Origin of the sequence: Neisseria sp. HMSC056A03 (genome assembly GCF_001815685.1) — a bacterium.
GTDB lineage: Bacteria > Pseudomonadota > Gammaproteobacteria > Burkholderiales > Neisseriaceae > Neisseria > Neisseria subflava.
In genome coordinates, this window is the sequence record NZ_KV821587.1 from 66,341 (window position 1) to 86,990 (window position 20,650).

The following is a 20,650-nucleotide window of genomic DNA, read 5'->3' on the forward strand; positions in this document are numbered from 1 at the left end:
ACCAAATTTCCAGTTTTCAGACGACGTTTTCTGCTCATAAACCTAAGCGTTATTTCTCTGCTTTCAACACCCGCTGACGGCGCGTTTCGCTCAATACCATGCCTGCGCTGACGGAAACGTTCATGCTTTCTACCGTGCCAAACATCGGAATCGATACCAGCATATCGCAATGTTCGCGCGTCAGGCGGCGCATGCCTTCGCCTTCGTTGCCCATTACCCAGGCCACGCTGCCGGGCAAGTCGCAGTGGTAAAGGTCGGAGTCGCCGCCCATGTCCGTGCCGACAATCCAAATGCCGTATTCTTTCAGCTCACGCAAAGTACGGGCAAGATTGGTTACGGTAATATACGGCACAGTTTCCGCTGCGCCACAGGCAACTTTGCTGACAGTCGCATTCAGGCCAGCGCTTTTGTCTTTGGGCGCAATCACGGCATGCACCCCCATCGCATCGGCAGTACGCAGGCACGCGCCGAGGTTGTGCGGATCGGTAATGCCGTCCAATACCAGCAAAAACGGAGGTTCGCTCAGGTTTTCCAACACATCTTCCAAGTGAACATGGTTTTTGGAAGCATCGATAAACCCTACTACGCCCTGATGGCGCGCCCCTTTGCTGATGGCATTCAGGCGGTCGGCATCGGCAAAATGTACGCGCACGTTTTCAGAGGCCGCTTTATCCAATACATCGCGGGTGCGCGCATCGGATTTGCCCTCTTGGATATAGAGTTCGGTAATCGATTTCGGGTTTTGCCACAAACGGGCATTGACGGCGTGAAAGCCATAGATGAGTCGTTGGTTTGCCATGTTTTTGCTTTATCAAAAAATTCAGACGGTCATTATAACAAGTAAGGCCGTCTGAAAATTTTTTATTTCATCAAATAACCGAGTATGCCCGAAGTGCCAACGCCGATTAATACCGTTACCAACATCGAAAACCGGCTGGCGGCCAATACCGTCAAAGCAATAGCAATCAACTCATGCAGTTTATCCGATACAAAATAAGGCGCAATCACAGAAATCAACACACAACCCGGCGCAGCCTCCATAACCACTTGCGCGCGACGGCTCAATGTACGGTTGCGCAAGGCAAAAAAGCCGATTAATCGGGTTGAATAAGTAACGGCCAACATGCTTAAAAACAGCAGAAACGATTGCAGCGACAACAAATCCTTCATTTTTGCTCTCCCCACAAATACGCCGCCAACAAGCCCGACAACGTTCCGGCAGGAACATACCATGCGCCATCCACGGTCAAATAGGTTACGCACGCCACAATCAGGCTGACAAACCAAGGGCGAGAAGCTGCAAAGCTTTTCCACATCCCGCGCAGCAACACCAAAAACACCGCAGGAAACGCCATGCCGAAGCCCCAAGCCGCCACATCGCCAAACATCGGGCCGATTGCCGCGCCAAATGCCGCAAAACCAATCCAAGTCACATACAAAATAAAGCACACGCCCGCATAAAACGGCATATTGAACGCTGGCAAACCTGCCGCCTTACGCTTTTGAATTTCAGCAAACGCCATTGCCCAGCTTTCGTCGCACATAAAAAACAGCGCGGGCATCGCCTTTTTCAGCGGCATATCCCTCATATACGGCGCAATTGCCGCACCCATCAGGATATGGCGCGAATTGATCATAAACGTAACCGTTGCAATCAGCAGAATCGGCAAGGGATTTGCCCACAAATTGACTGCGGCAAATTCAGAGCCTCCGGCAAAGTTCATACCCGTCATCAACAACATTTCCAGCCAACTCATGCCTTTCTGCCCGCCCTGCATACCCAAAATCAGCGCCCACGGCAACAAGCCAATCAGCATGGGGGAGCATTCTTTGATACCGCGCAGAAATTCCGAGCGAGGAGAAGCAGTGTGATTCATTTTGATTGGAATGGTTTATTAAAAAGAAGCGACGTATTATAAAGCAGGCCGTCTGAACAAGGTATAATACGGAAAAATTAGATTTATTTACGGAAACCGATATGACCCACACCGTCCATTTGCAGTTTGAAGAAATTGACAATACCGTGTTGCAACGCCTGTGCGGCGCGCTCGACAGCAATCTCGAAGCCTTAGGCAAAGCCCTTGATATCCAAATCAGCCGCCGCTTCGAACATTTCACCTTCATGGGCGAGTTGGCACACGCCGGCCGTCGTGCCTTGCTGTCGCTTGCCGAAGCCGCAGAAAAAGGCGACTTGGACGACAACGCCATCAGCCTCGCGGCCGTCGAAGCAAAAACCGCAGATGAAAAACACGAAGAAAAACACCACGACCAACAATACTATTTCCGCACCAAACGCGGCAGCATTGGCGGCCGCACCCCGCGCCAAAACGGCTATATCCGCGCCTTGCTCAACCACGATGTCGTATTCGGCTTAGGTCCTGCCGGTACAGGTAAGACCTATCTTGCCGTTGCCGCTGCAGTCGATGCCATGGAAAAACACCAAATCGAACGCATCGTTTTGGTGCGTCCCGCAGTCGAAGCAGGCGAAAAATTAGGCTTCCTGCCGGGCGATTTGGCGCAAAAAGTCGATCCCTACCTGCGACCACTTTACGATGCACTGTATGATTTAATGGGCTTCGACCGCGTAACCAAACTGATGGAAAAAGGTTTGATTGAAATTGCGCCGCTGGCCTATATGCGCGGCCGCACCTTAAATGGCGCGTATGTCATTTTGGACGAAGCACAAAACACCACGCCCGAACAAATGAAAATGTTCCTGACCCGTATCGGCTTCGGTGCCAAAGCAGTCATTACCGGCGACATCAGCCAAATCGACCTGCCGCGCAACATCAAATCCGGCTTGAAAGATGCACACGAAAAACTGTGCGATGTAGAAGGCCTGTATTTCCACACCTTCACCAGCGAAGACGTTGTCCGCCATCCTTTGGTGCAGAAAATCGTCGAAGCCTATGAAGCAGCAGAAGAACAAGCTGAAAAGAAAAACGGCGAATAATCTTTTCAAACACTCAAGGCCGTCTGAAAATCAAATTTCAGACGGCCTTACTACATCATTCTCCCCATAATACTGCTATAATCCAAAAATCAAGTAAAACAACGACTTCAAAAGGAAAAATATGACCCTCAAGCCACCCGTCCGAATCGCCGTTACCGGCGCGGCAGGCCAAATCGCCTACGCCACCCTCTTCCGTATCGCCGGCGGCATCATGCTCGGACGCGACCAACCCGTTATCCTGCAGCTGCTCGACCTGCCGCAGGCACAACAGGCATTGCGCGGCGTGATTATGGAAATGCAGGATTGCGCCTTCCCACTCCTTGCCGACATCTTCGCCACAGACGACCCCGAAGTCGCCTTCAAAGATGCCGACATCGCCCTCTTGATTGGAGCGCGCCCGCGCGCACAAGGCATGGAGCGCGCCGATTTGCTGCACGCCAATGGCGAAATTTTCAAAGTGCAAGGCGCGGCATTGAACAAAGTTGCCAATCGCAACGTTAAAGTCCTCGTCGTCGGCAATCCGGCCAATACCAACGCCTACATCGCCATGAAATCCGCACCCGACATCCCGCCGGAAAATTTCACCGCCCTGATGCGTCTTGACCACCACCGCGCCTTCAGTCAAATTGCCGAAAAAATCGACCGCCCGATTACTTCCATCGAGCAAATGTGCGTCTGGGGCAACCACAGCCCGACCATGTACGCCGACTACCGCTACGCCACCAGCAACGGCGAGTCCGTCCAAGATATGATTACCGAACCCGACTGGAACACCGAAGTTTTCATGCCGAAAATCGCCGGACGCGGTGCCGCCATTATCGCCGCACGTGGCTCATCATCTGCGGCCTCCGCCGCCAATGCCGCCATCTACCACCTGCGCGACTGGTTGCTCGGCAGCAGCGGTAAATGGATAACCATGGGCGTTCCATCCGACGGCTCTTACGGCATTCCCGAAGGTTTGATTTTCGGTTTCCCCGTCATTTGTGACGAAGGCAGCTACCGCATCGTCCAAGGCTTGGATTTGTCGGACGAATTCAGCCAAAAACGTATTGCCGCCACGCTGGCCGAATTGGAAGAAGAGCGTTCAGCCATCCAGGATCTACTCTAAAACAAAGGCCGTCTGAAAACCAAATTTCAGACGGCCTTTACCGTGCAGCCTTATTCCGCTACATCAATGCACAAATATTTCAGTTCCAAATACTCATCCGCACCATATTTGCTGCCTTCACGTCCCAAACCGCTGCGTTTCACGCCGCCAAACGGTGCTACTTCATTACTGATTAAGCCCGTATTGATGCCGACCATGCCGTATTCCAAGGCTTCGCCGACGCGCCATTGGCGGGCAGTGTCGGAGGTGAAAAGGTAAGCTGCCAAACCGTATTCCGTATTGTTCGCAGCCTCGATGACTTCGGCTTCGGTTTCAAAACGGAACACCGGACACAAAGGCCCGAAGGTTTCCTCGCGAGCTACCGCCATTTGCGCCGTAACGCCGCTTAAAACAGTCGGCTCAAAAAACGTTCCGCCCAACGCACTGCGTTTGCCGCCGGTCAGACAACTTGCGCCTTTAGCCAATGCGTCGGCGATGTGCTGCTCAACTTTCTCCACTGCTTTTTCCTCAATCAACGGTCCTTGGTTTACTCCATCCTCCAAGCCGTTGCCCAATTTGAGCGACGCCACTTTTTCACTTAATTTGCGGCAAAATTCGTCGTAAATGCCGGATTGGGCGTAAACGCGGTTGGTGCAGACGCAGGTCTGACCGCTGTTGCGGAACTTACTGGCGAGCGCGCCTTCAACGGCTTTGTCCAAATCGGCATCATCAAACACAATAAACGGCGCGTTGCCGCCCAGCTCCAAACTCAGTTTTTTAATGTCTGCCGCGCTGTCGGCAAAAATTTTTGCACCGACTTCGGTCGAACCGGTAAAACTGATTTTGCGCACGGTCGGGTTCGTGGCAAATTCATGGCTGATTTCCGAAGCGCGACCGCTAACGACGGGAAGCAAATCCTGCGGCACGCCAGCTTCGTAAGCCAGTAGCGCCAGCGCATATGCGCTCAGAGGAGTGAGCGATGCAGGTTTGACAATCATCGCGCAGCCCACTGCCAAAGCAGGCGCGGCCTTGCGTGCAATCATCGCAGATGGGAAGTTCCACGGTGTAATCGCGGCGGTAACGCCGACGGGCTGTTTCAACACGACCAATTTTTGCGACGCTTTCACGCTTGTCAGCACATCGCCGTCAATCCGCCGCGCTTCTTCGGCAAACCAGCGCACAAACGAAGCCGCATAATCGATTTCGCCGCGCGCCTCGGTCAGGCTTTTGCCCTGCTCCATCGTCATAATACGCGCGAGTTCTTCTTTGTTTTCTTTAATCAAAAAATACCAACGCCACAACACATCGGCGCGCTCCAACGCAGTTTTTGCCGCCCATAATTTTTGTGCGGCTTCCGCCTTTTGAATCAAAAGCTTCAGGCCGTCTGAATCAGTCTTACGGACAAATGCCAAAGCCTCGCCCGTTACCGGATTGCCAACTTTGAGGCCGTCTGAAATCGGGGAAAAGGAAATATCGGGGTGGTTGAGCAGTTGGGAAAAGGTTTTCATGGGAAACGACCTTTCTAAAACCGAGGATATATGTTCATTATCATATTCACACCATGAAAGCGCAACTGAATTGCAAAATAAGCCGACAGCAAATGCCGTCTGAATATCTTACAGCCGGCCTTTGTTTTAGCGACATCATATCCATCTTAATAACGAATGAAATACGATTATTAATACTCTACCTCAAAAGGATAAGACACATGTATTACAACAATTTGTTATAATACGAAACTCATCTCAACCCTCATCCAAAATTCCATTTTCAGACGGCCTTTGTCTGTTTATAAGGCCGTCTGAAATGTTTTCCGTCCATCCTCTTCTGTCAAGCCATGATTCCATCTGATTTCATTGACGAGCTTTTGTCCAAAGTCGATATTGTCGATATTATCGACGAGCAGGTTCCGCTGAAGAAAGGCGGGGCGAACTATATGGCCTGCTGTCCGTTTCACAAGGAAAAGACACCGTCGTTTTCGGTCAGCCCGACCAAGCAGTTTTACCATTGCTTCAGTTGCGGTGCTCATGGTTCGGCGATTGGTTTTGTGATGGAACATCAGGGGCTGTCGTTTCCGGAGGCGGTGCAGTTTTTGGCTGATCGCGTCGGTATGACGGTGCCTAAAGTTCGCGGGCAGGAAGACAATCCCGAAATCCGTGCCGAACGTAAAAAAAAGCAACAAACTTTGGAAGAAACAACAGCGGCGGCAGCGGATTTTTATGCGCAACAGTTGAAATTCAATCCAGCGGCGAAGGCTTATTTAGACAAACGCGGCTTGAGTGCGGAAGTCATCGCGCATTATGGCTTAGGCTATGCGCCTGACGGTTGGCAGCCTTTGGCACAAGTGTTCCAACCCTATCCTAATACTGCGTTGGTGGATACGGGCATGGTCATTGATAACGAAGGCAAACATTACGACCGCTTCCGTCATCGGATTATGTTCCCTATCCGTAATCCTCGCGGTCAGGTAATCGGTTTTGGCGGCAGGGTGTTGGACGACTCCAAACCCAAATACCTGAACTCGCCCGATACGCCGTTGTTTGACAAAGGGAAAAACCTTTACGGGCTATATGAAGGGCGTGCTGCCGTAAAAGAAGCTGGACGGATTTTGGTGGTCGAAGGCTACATGGACGTAGTCGCATTGGCGCAGTTCGGCGTCGGCTACGGCGTAGCGGCTTTGGGTACGGCAACCACGGCGGAACACGTCAAAATCCTGATGCGTCAGGCAGACAGTATTTATTTTTGTTTTGATGGCGACAGCGCGGGACGTAAAGCGGCTTGGCGCGCGCTGGAAAATGCATTGCCGCAATTAAAAGATGATAAATCGCTGCATTTTTTATTCTTACCCGAAGAACACGACCCAGACAGCTACATCCGCGCCTATGGCAAAACGCAATTTGAAGATGCCTTGTTAAACCAAAGCAAGCCCCTATCGGAATACTTTTGGGAACATCTTTCAGACGGCCTCAACCTCAATACGCAAGAAGGCAAAGCAGAATTGGTCAAAACCAGTTCTCCGCTTTTGGCTCAGATTACCGCGCCGGCATTGGGCTATCTTCTGAAACAAAAACTCAGCGAGCTGGTGGGCATTGACCCAGACAACCTTGCCCAGTTACTCGGACAAGAAGCGCCAAAGCGGCACGTCAAACAAAAAAGTTACAAACTGCCGCCTATTTCTGTCAAACAACCAACCATGCTGACACTGGTTCAAAGACAGATACGCAGCCTCTTGATAAATCCGGCTTGGGCTTCATATATAGACCTGCCCGATTATCTGGCTTTAAGCGGCGACTTTGCCTGCCTTGCCAATTTGGCCGAAACCATCAAGCATCATGATACGACTCCTGCAACTGCACAAGTGCTTGAATATATGCGCGGTTCGCCCTATGAGGAAACCGTCAATCAAATCTTTTTATCGACCCTTCGCTCTGAAGAAATGGAAGGGGATAACGAAGAAGATTGCGAAAGTTTCCAAATCGGCATGAAAAAGTTGTTAAATGAATTAAAATACAGTCAAATCGAAACTTTAAAGCAAAAAAGTATTCAAACTGGTTTGACCGAAAATGAAAAAAGACTATTGCTGTCGCTTTTGACGGCAAAGCAAAACTAACCCCTCAGGCCGTCTGAACAATCTAAATACACGCTGCGAAACATGACACGTAGAACACTCCATCTGTAATATTTTCAGACGGCCTCAGAGTATTAAAGTGAAATCTGATTTCACAACAAAAAGCTCTGCTCCGCCTTCAGGTACGGCCACATCACCGTAAACCGTCGGCATCCTATCAACCTAGAGAGCAATCCATGTCTAAAAATCAAAACTACGAAGAATACCAAGACCAAGACGACAACCGTCCCTTGAGTATCGAAGAGCAACGCGCGCGTCTGCGCCAACTCATTATCATGGGTAAAGAACGCGGCTACATCACTTATTCCGAAATTAACGACGCCCTGCCCGACGATATGTCTGATGCCGAGCAAATCGACAACATCGTCAGCATGATTTCCGGCTTGGGCATCCAAGTAACCGAGCAAGCCCCTGATGCTGAAGACATCCTCTTGAGCGACAACGCCGCCGCCATGACCGATGACGATGCCGTTGAAGAAGCCGAAGCAGCACTCTCCAGCGCAGATTCAGAATTCGGCCGCACTACCGACCCTGTGCGCATGTATATGCGTGAAATGGGGCAAGTCGATCTGTTGACGCGCGAAGACGAAATCATCATCGCCAAAAAAATCGAAAATGCACTGAAAAACATGGTGCAGGCAATCTCAGCCTGCCCAGGCTCGATTGCTGAAATTCTGGCTTTGATCGAGCAAGTCCGCAACGATGAAATCCGTGTGGATGAAGTCGTTGAAGCCATCATCGACCCTAACGAAGTCTTATTGAACGAATTGGGCTTGGGTCATTTGGAAAATGCCAAACCAGATAACGAAGAAGGCGAAACCGATAGCGATGATGAAGATGGCGACGATGAAGATGAAGACGGTTCAGGTAGCGACTCTGAAGCCATATCAGCCGCCCATTTGGCCGAACTGAAACAAAAAGTTTTGGAACACTTCGCCTTTATCGAGAGCGAATACGGCAAAATGATCAAGCAGTTGGAAAAACACGGCAGCCAACATGCCAACTACCTGAAACACCGCGATGCCATTGCCAACAAACTGTTGGAAGTCCGTTTTGCCACACGTCAAATCGAAAACCTGAGCAGCAACCTGCGCAGCCGCGTTGAAAACATCCGCAAACTCGAACGTGAAATCCGCGACATCTGTATCGACCGCGTCCGCATGGAACGCGACTACTTCATCAAAAACTTCCTGCCCGCCATTACTGATTTGAAATGGGTAGAAGAAGAAGTAGCCAAAGGCCGTGTATGGGCAAATGCGTTGGATCGTTTCCGCCACGCCATCCTCGAAAAACAAATCGAGCTGGCAAATATGGAAGCCGAAACCCGCATTTCCATCGAAGAGTTGAAAGAAATCAACAAAAACATGGTGTTGAGCGAAAAAGAAACCTCAGCAGCCAAACAGGAAATGATTCAAGCCAACCTGCGCCTGGTGATTTCCATCGCCAAAAAATACACCAACCGTGGCTTGCAGTTCCTTGATTTGATTCAGGAAGGCAACATCGGCCTGATGAAGGCGGTCGATAAATTCGAATACCGCCGCGGCTACAAGTTCTCAACTTACGCCACATGGTGGATTCGTCAAGCAATTACCCGTTCCATTGCCGACCAAGCACGTACCATCCGTATTCCGGTTCACATGATTGAAACCATCAACAAAATGAACCGTATCTCGCGCCAATACCTGCAAGAAACCGGTGAAGAGCCTGATTCTGCCAAACTGGCCGAGCTGATGGAAATGCCGGAAGACAAAATCCGCAAAATCATGAAAATCGCCAAAGAGCCGATTTCCATGGAAACACCGATTGGCGATGACGATGATTCGCACTTGGGCGACTTCATCGAGGATGCCAACAACGTTGCGCCGGCAGAAGCTGCGATGTACACCAGCCTGCACGAAGTAACCAAAGAAATCCTCGAGAGCCTGACACCGCGCGAAGCCAAAGTTTTGCGTATGCGTTTCGGTATCGATATGAATACCGACCACACTTTGGAAGAAGTCGGCAAACAATTTGACGTAACCCGTGAACGTATCCGTCAAATCGAAGCCAAAGCCCTGCGCAAGCTGCGCCACCCAACTCGCAGCGACCGCCTCCGCAGCTTCCTCGACAGCGAAGAAAACAAATCGTAAAAGCAAACCGCAGGTTGAAAGACCTGCGGTTTTTTATTGAAATACGAAAAGGCCGTCTGAAAAACCAAATCTCAAAAGATTCAATGGTTTCAGACGGCCTTAAATTTATTTTGATAACTTATTCAGCCTCAGTGGTTTTCTTTTTCGGACGACGGCGGCGACGTTTGGGTTTTCCATCAGTTGATCCACTTTGTTTCTGACGTTTGTGATCATTGGCCGCAGTCATTTGCTGACGGGTTTCCTCATCGGCATGTTGGAAAGTTGTCCACCAAGAAGCCATCTCTTTATCAACCTCGCCAACCTCGCTACGCAAAATCAGGAAATCATAAGCGGCTCGGAAACGGGCTTGTGATAGCAGGCGATACGGGCGTGCGCCGCGCATATTGTCAAATTGCGGCTGAAATTGCCAGATTTCACGCATGGTTGCAGAAAATCGTTGCGGCACGCCCCAACCTTTCTCTACCGTATCCCGCATAGTGTTCATCGCATCCATCAATGCAGGGACTGATTTTTGTCCATTACTCAGATTTCGTTGCCACATAACATTTAGTGTCGGCCACAATACCGCCGCCAATACGAAACCGACGGAAACGGACTTATCCGCACGGATACGCTCATCGGTATTTTTCAACGCCAACATAATCATACGTTTGTCGGCCGCTTCGGCAGTTTTCAAAGCATCTAAAAGCAGATGGATGCCTTCGGGAATGCCCAACTCGTTCAACTGTTTCAAACAGGCACAGGAATAACCGGAAAACAGGATTTTCAGAATTTCATCAAAAAGACGGGCCACCGGCTCATTTTTCAGACGGCCTGCATATTCGGCAATCGGCAAAGCAGTTTGCTCTTCTACTTCAAAACCCAACTTGCCCGATAAACGTACAGCGCGAAGAATACGGACAGGATCTTCCTGATAGCGTTCGGCAGGATCGCCTATCATCACCAATTTTTTATCGGCAACATCAGCCACGCCCTGATGGAAGTCCCAAATCTCCTCTTTAATCGGGTCGTAATACAGCGCATTGCAAGTAAAGTCGCGCCGCATGGCATCTTCTTCAATACTGCCGTAAGTATTGTCCTTCATAATACGGCCTTGCGCATTTTGCTGAACCTTATCGCCACCGCGGAACGTCGTGACTTCAATGGTTTCAGGTCCGATCATCACATGAACGATTTGGAAGCGGCGGCCGATAATGCGGCTGCGGCGAAATACTTTGCGGATTTGCTCCGGTGTGGCATCGGTTGCGATATCAAAGTCTTTGGGCTCGACCCCGAGCAACAAATCCCGAACGGCACCGCCCACAACATAAGCCTGAAAACCGGCTTCATGCAGGCGTTTGGCAATTTTCTCCGCGGCAAAGCTCAACATATCCGCACGGATACCGTGTTGCTCAAGCGGGATAATTTCCTTTTCGGGTAACGATTTGACGTGTTTTTTAGGCAACACTTTATGTAGCCATTTTTTTAACATAAGCAGCTCTTTTCACAATAAAAAAAGGCCGTCTGAAACTTGTCTGGCTTAAGCCTTTGCACAATATTCTGCCGCAGAAGGGGCAAAACATTGAGCAAAGGCTTCAGACGGCCTAAAAAAGACGTGCCATTATACCTTATGGAAGTTCAATTAATTAGCGTATTGGCAAAAAATATCGGCTATAATGACGGTCTGACAACGATTCAGGCAGAACATCATGTACCACTACAAATCCGAAGCTACCCAATTCCTCGACAAACTCATGGAAGACAATCCCGAAATGGAAGCGCAACGCCTCGAAAACCGCCATTTGCTGTGGGATGTTACCCTCAATCCGACTGAACAGGCTGAATTTGAAGCGGCCAAAGTCAACAAAAAACCCTATACCTACTACCAAGACTAATCCCGTATCGGCATGACGACCAACACGTACAATACCGATCCGGCATTACAACATTACCTCAACAGCATCGGTCAATCCGAACATCCCGTTTTGACCGCATTGCGCAAGCGTACCCAATCACATCGTCTGGGAAAGATGGCCATCGCCCAAGAGCAGGCAGCAATGTTGGTGTGGTTGGCCAAATTATTGAATGCCCAAAAATATTTGGAAGTTGGCGTCTTTACCGGTTACAGCAGCACCGCCATGGCGCTTGCCCTCCCCGAAGACGGCAAAATCACGGCCTGCGACATCAATGTAACCTTTACCGATATTGCCCGCGAAACATGGCAGGCAGCAGGCGTAGCGCATAAAATCTTGCTTCATCTGCAACCGGCTTTGCTGACTTTGGACGATTTGATTGCGCAAGGCGAATCGGAAAGCTACGACTTGGCGCTTATCGATGCCGACAAACCGCCTACGCCGAAATATTTCGAACGCTGTTTGCAACTGGTACGGAGTGGCGGCGTGATTGCCATCGACAATATCTTGTTGGGAGGACGCGTCATGAATGAAGCTGCCGAAAACGATCCGCCCAGCTTGGATATCCTGCGCCATTTCAACCAAAATCTGCCGCACGATACACGCATTATTCCCATTACCCTGCCTGTCGGCGACGGTTTGACATTGCTACTAAAAAAATAAAACGACACAATCCGATGAAAACATTATCACATTCCCTGTTTCTTTTGCCGCTTACTCTATTGGCCGCATCGTGCGCCGTTTCCCATCCTCCCCAACCTGCCGACAATCCAAACTTTGTCCTGCCGGATATTCCGCGTGAGCCTTTGCCTGAAAAAAGTATCCCTTATCCGCGCTTGGACGAACAAACCCAGATTGACCACTTAGGTATACAAATTGCCCGACTGGAACGCACGGTTGAAGAATTAAATCAACGCTTACACACATTGGAACAACAACGAAACATCAAACGTCCGACTACTTCAGCTTCCAAACCCAAAGCCCAGCGATTAGACGATCACAAGCTGAAAATGAACTATTTGGCCAATGGTGGCGGCGTGCCGTCAGAAACAGACTCAGCTTCGCAAAACGAACTGCGCCTTTATAATCAGGCGCAAAAATACTATCAGCGCAACAACTTCTCTGCCGCAGTGGCCATTTTGAAAGAGGCTGACGGCGGCAACGGTAGCGAAATTGCCCGCCGCAATATGTACCTACTCCTGCAAAGCCAACAACGTCTGGGCAACTGCGAATCTGTTATCGAAATCGGCAACCGCTACGCCAACCGATTCCGCAACAGCCCGCAAGCTCCCGATGCCATGTACAGCATCGGCCAGTGCCAATACAAACTGCAACAAAAAGACATCGCCCGCAGCACATGGCGCAAACTGATACAAAGCTTCCCCAACAGCAAAGCGGCAAAACGCGCTTCCATCAGTCTCAAACAAAGATAAACGTTCAGACGGCCTTGTCATCCCCAAGGCCGTCTGAATATTTTTTACCCTTAATCCATTCAAGCAAAAGGAACTCCTCATGATCCAAGTCGGCATTATTATGGGCAGCAACAGCGATTGGCCGGTGATGCAGCAGGCAGCACAATTTCTCAAAGAATTCGGCGTTGAATACGAAGCGCGTGTCGTCTCTGCACACCGTACGCCTGATTTGATGTTTGAATACGCCGAAACCGCACGCGAACGCGGCATCAAAGCCATCATTGCCGGAGCAGGCGGCGCGGCGCATTTGCCGGGCATGGTTGCAGCCAAAACCACAGTTCCCGTCTTAGGCGTTCCCGTTCCCAGCAAATATCTGCGCGGCGAAGACTCCCTGCTTTCGATTGTGCAAATGCCCAAAGGCGTTCCTGTTGCCACATTTGCCATTGGCGAAGCCGGTGCGGCCAATGCAGCGCTATTTGCCATTTCACTTTTGTCCAACGAAAATCCTGAGTTGGCTGAAAAACTGGCGGCCTTCCGTGCCAAACAAGAACAAACCGTTCTAGCCATGGAATTGCCCGAAGCATAAGGAACTAAGGCCGTCTGAAAGTTGTAAATGGAAACTTTGATTTCGTTTTATGATTGTTCAGACGACCTTTTTTCTTTTATCAAATTAAATTAATGCCATGAAAACCCTAGCATTCGTCCTACTCTCCACCCTGCTTTGTGCCTGCCAAATTCCAAGCACTCCTACTCAATCAACTGCCACCCCATCTCAGCAGCAAGCCCAAGATACAACCGGCAACCTGATTATCTTCTATGATGCCCAAACCGGTTCTGAGCTATTGCTAAAAGCAGTGAAAACCTCCGGTGCAACTTTGGTTTACGAATACAAAAACCTGAACGGCATTGCTATTCGTCCGTCCTCCAAGACCAGTATTGAAGATGCTATTGCCTATTTCAAGAAAGTAAACGGCGTATTGTCTGTCGAACAAGACCGACTGCTTAAACTTCAATAAACAAACTATTTTTTGACCAAATAAAAAAGGCCGTCTGAAACGCATCACTACGATTTCAGACGGCCTTTACCTTTTCAATAAATCAAATCATGCCGCTGCCTTGCGCTTTAGGCTTGGCTTGACCGAATTCCAATTTGCTCAGTGCAGACAGATAAGCCTTGGCAGTCGCCACCAACACGTCGGTATCTGCGCCTTGACCGTTGACCACTCGATCGCCACGTTGCAGGCGGACAGAAGTTTCGCCTTGGCTTTCTGTACCTTGTGTCACCGCGTTGACAGAGTAAATCTGCAAGGTCGCGCCACTTTGAGCCACGCTTTCAATGGCTTTAAAGATCGCATCAACAGGGCCGGAGCCGGTAGCGGTAGCGTGTTTTTCTTCGCCGCGAATACTGAACACGATATTGGCACGAGGCTCTTCACCAGTTTCGGTGCTGATTTTTTGAGAGATGAATTTGTAGCTTTCAGCATTCAGGCTGCCCATTTCATCAGACACCAAAGCGTGCAAGTCTTCATCAAAGATTTCGCGTTTCTTATCCGCCAGCTCTTTGAAGCGTGCGAATGCCGCATTCAACGCCTCTTCGCTTTCCAACTCGATGCCTAAATCAGCCAGCTTGGTTTTGAAAGCATTACGGCCGGACAATTTGCCTAAAGTCAGGCGGTTGGTTGACCAGCCGACTGATTCGGCAGTCATGATTTCATAGGTTTCAGGGTGTTTCAACACGCCGTCTTGGTGGATGCCTGATTCGTGCGCAAAGGCGTTTGCGCCGACTACTGCTTTGTTTGGCTGAATCGGATAGCCGGTGATAGTAGATACCAGTTTGGAAACCGGCACAATTTGCGTGGTATCGATGCCGGTTTCCAAGCCAAACAAATCATGACGCACCTTCAACGCCATCACGATTTCTTCAAGGCTGGCATTGCCTGCGCGTTCTCCCAAACCGTTGATGGTACATTCCACCTGACGCACACCTGCCTGAACAGCAGCTAATGAGTTAGCAACCGCCATACCCAAGTCATTATGGCAGTGGGTCGACCAAACTACTTTGTCGCCATTGGGAACGCTTTTGATGATGTTGCTGATACGCTCGTACCATACGGAAGGGATGGAGTAGCCGACAGTATCGGGAATGTTGATAGTAGTCGCCCCCGCTTCGATAACCGCCGTAAAGATTTTGGCAAGGAAGTCCAAATCCGAACGCACTGCGTCTTCGGCAGAAAATTCCACATCGTCAGTGTATTCTTTGGCAATTTTCACCGCTTTGACCGCCGCATCGATGACCTGCTGCGGCTTCATTTTCAGTTTGTGCTCCATGTGGATCGGGCTGGTAGCGATAAAAGTGTGAATACGTTTATTCGGAGCGGGGGAAACAGCTTCGCCTGCTTTGCGCACATCGTTTTCAACGGCACGCGCCAATGAGCAAACTGTAGATTTGGTAATGATTTTGGCAATCGCATTAACCGATTCAAAATCGCCCGGACTGGCTGCTGCAAAACCTGCTTCAATCACATCGACACCCATCTTTTCCAACTGGCGGGCAATACGGATTTTCTCCTCTTTGGTCATGGATGCACCGGGCGACTGCTCGCCATCGCGCATGGTAGTGTCAAAAATAATTACACGATTGGTCTGTGTCATTTCTGTTCTCTCCAGATATTCGTTTTTTTGTAAAAAAGCATTCAAATCAAGCGGTCTGCCTTGCGCTTCCGCCAAAGTGGTCAGTTTTTGCAACTGAGCCAAAGGCAGGGAACCGCGTGTACGCCATTTGTAGATAGCCGCTGTGGTCGCAGCATTTTCTGGGTCGTGCTGTTTCAGGGCTTCGGCCAGCGCGTTTACGCCGCCAAAATAGGCAACCAAACGGTCAATGTCTAATTGCATGATGTTCCTTGTCCAAATCTGATTAAGATTATTGTGTTCTGGTTGTGCATTATACTCATTTTAGACAAAACGACAATCTATTTTTATCAAAATATTGGTATAAATTTTAAAACCTGAGAAATTTTTATACATTTTGTCTAATTTAGACTATTAAAAGCTCCTCTCAAACCGAACATATCCTAAATATAGTAAACTAATCCCCTATTTCCCCGATTTGAAACACATTATGCCCCACACCATCCCTACCAACCGCTCCGACATCGAATGGCGCAACGAAAGCACACAAAAGCCGCCCAAGCAGGCGGTTTACATCCAAGAAGCAGGTGCAGCAGAAATTTTAAAAAATGCCCACGAACAAACTGCAGCTGTTTGGACTGGCGATTTTCACAATGCCAAGCAAGTCTTGGTCGCAATGAAAAAACGTATCCGCAGGCCGTCTGAAAAAAAGAAAAGCGCACCTGCCGATATTCAGACGGCCTTTCACGCCCACCGTATGAAACAGGCGCAACAAAGCCGTTTGCTCAATATGCTTGCCGTTGAAATCCAACCGAATTTTCAACTGGACAATGCACGCGCACCCGACATCTACGCCGCCCTGTACGATGTTTACGACACACCAAACGACAAACCGTTTCTCTTACCGCTGAATCAATTACTGGGCTTTATCGGTGCGCACGAATGGCACAAAAAAGGCATAGACATTCCGCAGCTTGACGGAAAAATCCATGTTCCTTTCGGCGTATTCTCTCCACTGCGTGGCGAATATTTGGATTTAATCGCCCAAGCGCCACTCACTCCCAATATTCAGACGGCCTTTGACATCGGCACCGGCTCAGGTGTTATTGCCGCAGTTTTGGCCAAACGAGGCATACCCGACATCATTGCCACAGACACCAACCCCAAAGCAATTGCCTGCGCCACAGCAAACCTCGAACGCTTAGGCTTGGATAAAGCTGTCAGCATTCAATCGATTGATTTGTTTCCAGAAAGTTGCGCCGACCTTATCGTCTGCAATCCGCCTTGGCTGCCGGCAAAACCGACCTCCGCCATCGAGACTGCCCTTTACGACCCCAATCATGCCATGCTGACTGCGTTCCTCAACGGCGTACGCAAGCACTTAAATCCAAACGGCGAAGCCTGGCTGATTATTTCCGACTTGGCAGAACATTTACATTTGCGCGATAAAGACTTTTTACAACAATGCTTTCAGACGGCCTCGCTCAATGTAGTTGATATTTTGAAAACCAAACCGCAACACAAAAAAGCAATAGATGAATCCGATCCTTTGGCGTTTGCCAGAAACAAAGAAACTACTTATCTATACCGTTTGAAAGCGATATAAAATCAAGGCCGTCTGAACATTCAGACGGCCTTTAAGCATTTCCATAAAAGAAAACGGCATATCCGTAAAGATATGCCGTTGATGGGAGCAGGGACTGCTATATTTGGCAGTAGTTTGTGTTTTAGTCCTCTTGCGCCGCTGTTTGCAGGTAGTTTGGCAAACCAACTTTGCCAATCAATTCCTGCTGAGTTTCAAGCCAGTCGATGTGTTCTTCGTTGATGTCTTTTTGTTTTTCCAACAAATCACGGCTGACGTAGTCTTGTTGCTCTTCTGCAAGAGCGATGGCTGCAACCAGAGCATCATGTTTTTCATACTCTTTTTTCAGATCGCAGGCAATGATCTCTTCGGTAGATTCACCGATCAGCAGTTTACCCAATTCTTGCAGATTAGGCAGGCCTTCCAAGAATAAAATACGCTCGATCAAATCGTCTGCGGATTTCATTTCACGGATGGACTGTTTGAAGAAATGTTCACCTAATTCTTCAAAGCCCCAGTTTTTCAAAATACGGGCATGCAGGAAATATTGGTTGATGGTAACCAAGAGCAAGCCCAAGTTTTTATTCAATTCGCGGATAACTAAGCGATCGCCTTTCATTTTCAGCTCCTTATACGCTTAATTACAGTTGGCTTTGGTAGTAGTTGCCTTCGCCGACGAGTTCGATCAGGCGCAGTTGTTGTTCCAGCCAGTGCGCGTGATCTTCTTCAGTGTCTTTCAACTGGGCAGTCATCAAATCACGGGTAACGTAGTCTTGTGCTTCTTCGCACAGTTTGATGCCTTTTTTCAACGCATCGCGTACTTCGTATTCGGTGTTCAAGTCCGCTTTCAGGCAGGAAACCACGTCGGTACCGATGTTCAGTTCGGCACGGGTCATTTTAGGTGTGCCGCCCAGCATCAGGATACGGCGGATGAAGTCTTCAGCGTGAGTGGTTTCTTCTTCCATCTCGTGGTTCAGACGTTCGAACAGTTTGGTGTAGCCCCATTCGGAGTACAGGCGAGAATGGATAAAATATTGGTCGCGAGCAGCCAACTCGCCAGACAATAATTCGTTCATGTAATCAATAACTGCTTGGTTGCCTTGCATAATTCTTTCTCTTTCTTTTAAAAGTTGACGATCACGAAATGAAGATTCATGTGTTGTTATGGAATGACGTAATTGTATGCATAAGCAGCACTTTTGACAAATTTTCTATTTAAAATACAAACAATTATCAAAAAATTTAACCCGCCTAAAAGGCCGTCTGAAAAATTAATTGCCTGTTTTTAATAACATTTTTTTGACATTAGTATTAAGAATTTATTGCATTATTCAAAAACATTTACATTCGTTAACCATAAATAAAAGCAAATAATCCAACAAAATCAATCAAATTTAATTATGAATTATTCTCAACTGCTTTTGCCTCATTTTTTTGAATCTTCTACTCCGTCAACATTTAGGAATCGTGCTATAATTACCAGTTATCTTTTTTTTAAGCACCTAGCTGAAACACATAAATCATCATGAAACAAATCCGCAATATTGCCATCATCGCCCACGTCGACCATGGCAAAACCACATTAGTTGACCAATTGCTGCGTCAGTCCGGTACATTCCGTTCCAACCAGCAAGTAGAAGAGCGCGTAATGGACAGCAACGATCTTGAAAAAGAGCGCGGCATTACCATTCTCGCTAAAAATACTGCCATCGAATACGAAGGCTACCACATCAACATCGTAGATACCCCGGGACACGCCGATTTTGGTGGCGAAGTGGAACGTGTATTGGGCATGGTTGACTGCGTCGTACTGTTGGTTGACGCACAAGAAGGCCCTATGCCGCAAACCCGTTTCGTGACCAAAAAAGCCTTGGCTTTGGGTCTGAAACCTATCGTTGTCATCAACAAAATCGACAAACCGTCTGCCCGTCCAAGCTGGGTTATCGACCAAACATTCGAATTGTTCGACAACTTGGGCGCAACCGACGAACAATTGGACTTCCCTATCGTCTATGCTTCCGGCCTGTCCGGCTTTGCCAAATTGGATGAAAACGACGAGAGCAGCGATATGCGCCCTCTGTTTGAGACCATTTTGAAACACACGCCTCCTCCAAGCGGTAACGCAGACGCAACACTGCAACTGCAAATTTCCCAACTGGACTACGACAACTACACCGGCCGCCTCGGTATCGGCCGCATCCTGAACGGCCGTATCAAACCCGGCCAAGTCGTTGCCGTCATGAACCATGAAGAACAAGTTGCCCAAGGCCGTATCAACCAACTTTTGGGTTTCCAAGGCTTGGAACGCGTACCTTTGGAAGAAGCTGAAGCTGGCGACATCGTGATTATTTCCGGTATCGAAGACATCGGTATCGGCGTAACCATTACCGACAAAGACAATCCTAAAGGCTTGCCTATGTTGAGCGTGGACGAACCGACCCTGACCATGGACTTTATGGTCAACACTTCCCCTCTGGCCGGTACTGAAGGCAAATTCGTAACTTCCCGCCAAATCCGCGACCGCCTGCAAAAAGAATTGCTGACCAACGTTGCCCTGCGTGTTGAAGATACAGCCGATGCCGACGTCTTCCGCGTTTCCGGCCGCGGCGAATTGCACCTGACCATTTTGTTGGAAAACATGCGCCGCGAAGGCTTTGAATTGGCAGTCGGCAAACCGCGCGTGGTATTCCGTGAAATCAATGGTCAAAAATGCGAGCCTTACGAAAATCTGACTGTGGACGTACCGGATGAAAACCAAGGCGCCGTTATGGAAGAACTTGGCCGTCGCCGTGGCGAATTGACCAATATGGAAAGCGACGGCAATGGCCGTACCCGTCTGGAGTACCACATTCCTGCCCGCGGCCTGATCGGTTTCCAAGGCGAATTCCTAACCCTGACCCGCGGTACCGGCTTGATGAGCCATGTTTTTGACGACTACGCACCGGTTAAACCTGATATGCCCGGTCGTCACAACGGCGTACTGGTTTCTCAAGAGCAAGGTGAAGCTGTTGCTTACGCCCTGTGGAACTTGGAAGACCGCGGCCGTATGTTCATTTCTCCAAACGACAAAGTCTACGAAGGTATGATTATCGGTATTCACAGCCGCGACAACGACTTGGTGGTAAACCCTCTGAAAGGTAAAAAACTGACCAATGTCCGTGCCAGCGGTACAGATGAAGCGGTGCGCCTGACTACGCCTATCAAATTGACTTTGGAAGGTGCGGTTGAGTTCATCGACGATGACGAACTGGTTGAAATTACGCCACAATCCATCCGCCTGCGTAAACGCTACCTGAGCGAATTGGAACGTCGCCGTCATTTCAAAAAACTGGACTAATT

General features: G+C 49.1%; 19 protein-coding genes. 11 read left to right on the forward strand and 8 right to left on the reverse strand.

Annotation, left to right across the window (positions count from 1 at the left end; genetic code table 11):
* Positions 1–49: 49 nt before the first annotated feature.
* The 3 genes from rlmB to HMPREF3052_RS00950 all read right to left on the reverse strand — a co-directional run bounded on the left by rlmB (position 50) and on the right by HMPREF3052_RS00950 (position 1,877).
* On the reverse strand, positions 50–799 hold the full coding sequence (gene rlmB / locus HMPREF3052_RS00940; RefSeq protein ID WP_070747872.1) for a 23S rRNA (guanosine(2251)-2'-O)-methyltransferase RlmB: 750 nt from the start codon (positions 797–799) through the stop codon (positions 50–52).
* A 62-nt stretch (positions 800–861) separates the two neighbouring features.
* Complete coding sequence (locus HMPREF3052_RS00945) at positions 862–1,170, reverse strand: AzlD family protein (protein ID WP_003686428.1); 309 nt, start codon at positions 1,168–1,170, stop codon at positions 862–864.
* Positions 1,167–1,877: an AzlC family ABC transporter permease gene (locus HMPREF3052_RS00950; RefSeq protein ID WP_070747875.1), complete on the reverse strand. Its 711-nt coding sequence runs from the start codon at positions 1,875–1,877 to the stop codon at positions 1,167–1,169. Before HMPREF3052_RS00950 ends, HMPREF3052_RS00945 begins: the two co-directional genes overlap by 4 nt.
* 101 nt (positions 1,878–1,978) lie before the next feature.
* On the opposite strand from HMPREF3052_RS00950, the gene HMPREF3052_RS00955 reads away from it, so the two are divergent.
* Together HMPREF3052_RS00955 and HMPREF3052_RS00960 are read left to right on the forward strand one after the other, a co-directional pair.
* Positions 1,979–2,953, forward strand: coding sequence for a PhoH family protein (locus HMPREF3052_RS00955; protein WP_070747878.1), 975 nt, complete (start codon positions 1,979–1,981; stop codon positions 2,951–2,953).
* Positions 2,954–3,074: 121 nt separating this feature from the next.
* Entirely contained in the window at positions 3,075–4,061 is a 987-nt protein-coding gene (locus HMPREF3052_RS00960) for a malate dehydrogenase (RefSeq protein WP_070747881.1), read from the forward strand.
* Between the two features lie 50 nt (positions 4,062–4,111).
* Here the strand turns inward: HMPREF3052_RS00960 and HMPREF3052_RS00965 are convergent, their stop codons facing one another.
* Complete coding sequence (locus tag HMPREF3052_RS00965) at positions 4,112–5,548, reverse strand: NAD-dependent succinate-semialdehyde dehydrogenase (protein WP_070747884.1); 1,437 nt, start codon at positions 5,546–5,548, stop codon at positions 4,112–4,114.
* A gap of 329 nt (positions 5,549–5,877) precedes the next feature.
* Between HMPREF3052_RS00965 and dnaG the strand changes: the two genes are divergently transcribed.
* A complete protein-coding gene (dnaG, locus tag HMPREF3052_RS00970; RefSeq protein ID WP_070747887.1) occupies positions 5,878–7,650 on the forward strand; it encodes a DNA primase in 1,773 nt (590 codons plus the stop codon).
* A gap of 194 nt (positions 7,651–7,844) precedes the next feature.
* Entirely contained in the window at positions 7,845–9,797 is a 1,953-nt protein-coding gene (rpoD, locus tag HMPREF3052_RS00975; RefSeq protein WP_070747890.1) for an RNA polymerase sigma factor RpoD, read from the forward strand.
* A gap of 118 nt (positions 9,798–9,915) precedes the next feature.
* On the opposite strand, the gene HMPREF3052_RS00980 is transcribed toward rpoD, so the two are convergent.
* Positions 9,916–11,268 (reverse strand): polynucleotide adenylyltransferase PcnB, encoded by a 1,353-nt coding sequence (locus tag HMPREF3052_RS00980; RefSeq protein ID WP_070747893.1) that lies wholly within the window; start codon positions 11,266–11,268, stop codon positions 9,916–9,918.
* Positions 11,269–11,485: 217 nt separating this feature from the next.
* Here HMPREF3052_RS00980 and HMPREF3052_RS00985 point away from each other — a divergent pair, with 217 nt between their 5' ends.
* The 5 genes from HMPREF3052_RS00985 (at position 11,486) to HMPREF3052_RS01005 (ending at position 14,117) form a co-directional block, all read left to right on the forward strand.
* Positions 11,486–11,671, forward strand: coding sequence for a DUF3460 family protein (locus HMPREF3052_RS00985; RefSeq protein ID WP_003680728.1), 186 nt, complete (start codon positions 11,486–11,488; stop codon positions 11,669–11,671).
* A 12-nt stretch (positions 11,672–11,683) separates the two neighbouring features.
* Positions 11,684–12,352: a class I SAM-dependent methyltransferase gene (locus HMPREF3052_RS00990; protein ID WP_070747896.1), complete on the forward strand. Its 669-nt coding sequence runs from the start codon at positions 11,684–11,686 to the stop codon at positions 12,350–12,352.
* 14 nt (positions 12,353–12,366) lie between these two features.
* Positions 12,367–13,122 (forward strand): tetratricopeptide repeat protein, encoded by a 756-nt coding sequence (locus HMPREF3052_RS00995; protein WP_070747898.1) that lies wholly within the window; start codon positions 12,367–12,369, stop codon positions 13,120–13,122.
* 79 nt (positions 13,123–13,201) lie between these two features.
* Positions 13,202–13,687, forward strand: a complete 486-nt coding sequence (gene purE, locus HMPREF3052_RS01000; RefSeq protein WP_070747900.1) for a 5-(carboxyamino)imidazole ribonucleotide mutase — start codon at positions 13,202–13,204, stop codon at positions 13,685–13,687.
* A 97-nt stretch (positions 13,688–13,784) separates the two neighbouring features.
* The gene (locus HMPREF3052_RS01005) at positions 13,785–14,117 is read left to right on the forward strand and encodes a hypothetical protein (protein WP_070747902.1); all 333 of its coding nucleotides are present in this window, start codon (positions 13,785–13,787) and stop codon (positions 14,115–14,117) included.
* Between the two features lie 82 nt (positions 14,118–14,199).
* Here HMPREF3052_RS01005 and HMPREF3052_RS01010 read toward each other — a convergent pair whose 3' ends face one another.
* Positions 14,200–15,993, reverse strand: a complete 1,794-nt coding sequence (locus tag HMPREF3052_RS01010) for a 2-isopropylmalate synthase (protein ID WP_070747904.1) — start codon at positions 15,991–15,993, stop codon at positions 14,200–14,202.
* Between the two features lie 226 nt (positions 15,994–16,219).
* Between HMPREF3052_RS01010 and HMPREF3052_RS01015 the strand changes: the two genes are divergently transcribed.
* On the forward strand, positions 16,220–17,335 hold the full coding sequence (locus HMPREF3052_RS01015) for a methyltransferase (protein ID WP_070747906.1): 1,116 nt from the start codon (positions 16,220–16,222) through the stop codon (positions 17,333–17,335).
* A 121-nt stretch (positions 17,336–17,456) separates the two neighbouring features.
* Here the strand turns inward: HMPREF3052_RS01015 and bfr (HMPREF3052_RS01020) are convergent, their stop codons facing one another.
* Entirely contained in the window at positions 17,457–17,930 is a 474-nt protein-coding gene (bfr, locus tag HMPREF3052_RS01020; RefSeq protein WP_003686403.1) for a bacterioferritin, read from the reverse strand.
* Positions 17,931–17,952: 22 nt separating this feature from the next.
* Positions 17,953–18,417: a bacterioferritin gene (gene bfr / locus HMPREF3052_RS01025; RefSeq protein ID WP_070747908.1), complete on the reverse strand. Its 465-nt coding sequence runs from the start codon at positions 18,415–18,417 to the stop codon at positions 17,953–17,955.
* Positions 18,418–18,836: 419 nt separating this feature from the next.
* On the opposite strand from bfr (HMPREF3052_RS01025), the gene typA reads away from it, so the two are divergent.
* Positions 18,837–20,648 carry a translational GTPase TypA gene (typA, locus tag HMPREF3052_RS01030; RefSeq protein ID WP_070747910.1) on the forward strand — a complete coding sequence of 604 codons (1,812 nt, stop codon included), beginning with the start codon at positions 18,837–18,839 and terminating at the stop codon, positions 20,646–20,648.
* Positions 20,649–20,650 lie beyond the last annotated feature (2 nt).

What these genes read in the sequence shown, in the direction of transcription:
- HMPREF3052_RS00980 (WP_070747893.1), bottom strand. Translation starts at nt 11,268, where the DNA reads ATGTTAAAAAAATGGCTACATAAAGTGTTGCCTAAAAAACACGTCAAA.
- dnaG (WP_070747887.1), top strand. Translation starts at nt 5,878, where the DNA reads ATGATTCCATCTGATTTCATTGACGAGCTTTTGTCCAAAGTCGATATT.
- typA (WP_070747910.1), top strand. Translation starts at nt 18,837, where the DNA reads ATGAAACAAATCCGCAATATTGCCATCATCGCCCACGTCGACCATGGC.
- HMPREF3052_RS00955 (WP_070747878.1), top strand. Translation starts at nt 1,979, where the DNA reads ATGACCCACACCGTCCATTTGCAGTTTGAAGAAATTGACAATACCGTG.
- HMPREF3052_RS00945 (WP_003686428.1), bottom strand. Translation starts at nt 1,170, where the DNA reads ATGAAGGATTTGTTGTCGCTGCAATCGTTTCTGCTGTTTTTAAGCATG.
- HMPREF3052_RS00960 (WP_070747881.1), top strand. Translation starts at nt 3,075, where the DNA reads ATGACCCTCAAGCCACCCGTCCGAATCGCCGTTACCGGCGCGGCAGGC.
- rlmB (WP_070747872.1), bottom strand. Translation starts at nt 799, where the DNA reads ATGGCAAACCAACGACTCATCTATGGCTTTCACGCCGTCAATGCCCGT.
- HMPREF3052_RS01015 (WP_070747906.1), top strand. Translation starts at nt 16,220, where the DNA reads ATGCCCCACACCATCCCTACCAACCGCTCCGACATCGAATGGCGCAAC.
- bfr (WP_070747908.1), bottom strand. Translation starts at nt 18,417, where the DNA reads ATGCAAGGCAACCAAGCAGTTATTGATTACATGAACGAATTATTGTCT.
- HMPREF3052_RS00950 (WP_070747875.1), bottom strand. Translation starts at nt 1,877, where the DNA reads ATGAATCACACTGCTTCTCCTCGCTCGGAATTTCTGCGCGGTATCAAA.
- HMPREF3052_RS00995 (WP_070747898.1), top strand. Translation starts at nt 12,367, where the DNA reads ATGAAAACATTATCACATTCCCTGTTTCTTTTGCCGCTTACTCTATTG.
- HMPREF3052_RS01010 (WP_070747904.1), bottom strand. Translation starts at nt 15,993, where the DNA reads ATGCAATTAGACATTGACCGTTTGGTTGCCTATTTTGGCGGCGTAAAC.
- HMPREF3052_RS00985 (WP_003680728.1), top strand. Translation starts at nt 11,486, where the DNA reads ATGTACCACTACAAATCCGAAGCTACCCAATTCCTCGACAAACTCATG.
- HMPREF3052_RS00965 (WP_070747884.1), bottom strand. Translation starts at nt 5,548, where the DNA reads ATGAAAACCTTTTCCCAACTGCTCAACCACCCCGATATTTCCTTTTCC.
- HMPREF3052_RS00990 (WP_070747896.1), top strand. Translation starts at nt 11,684, where the DNA reads ATGACGACCAACACGTACAATACCGATCCGGCATTACAACATTACCTC.
- bfr (WP_003686403.1), bottom strand. Translation starts at nt 17,930, where the DNA reads ATGAAAGGCGATCGCTTAGTTATCCGCGAATTGAATAAAAACTTGGGC.
- rpoD (WP_070747890.1), top strand. Translation starts at nt 7,845, where the DNA reads ATGTCTAAAAATCAAAACTACGAAGAATACCAAGACCAAGACGACAAC.
- purE (WP_070747900.1), top strand. Translation starts at nt 13,202, where the DNA reads ATGATCCAAGTCGGCATTATTATGGGCAGCAACAGCGATTGGCCGGTG.
- HMPREF3052_RS01005 (WP_070747902.1), top strand. Translation starts at nt 13,785, where the DNA reads ATGAAAACCCTAGCATTCGTCCTACTCTCCACCCTGCTTTGTGCCTGC.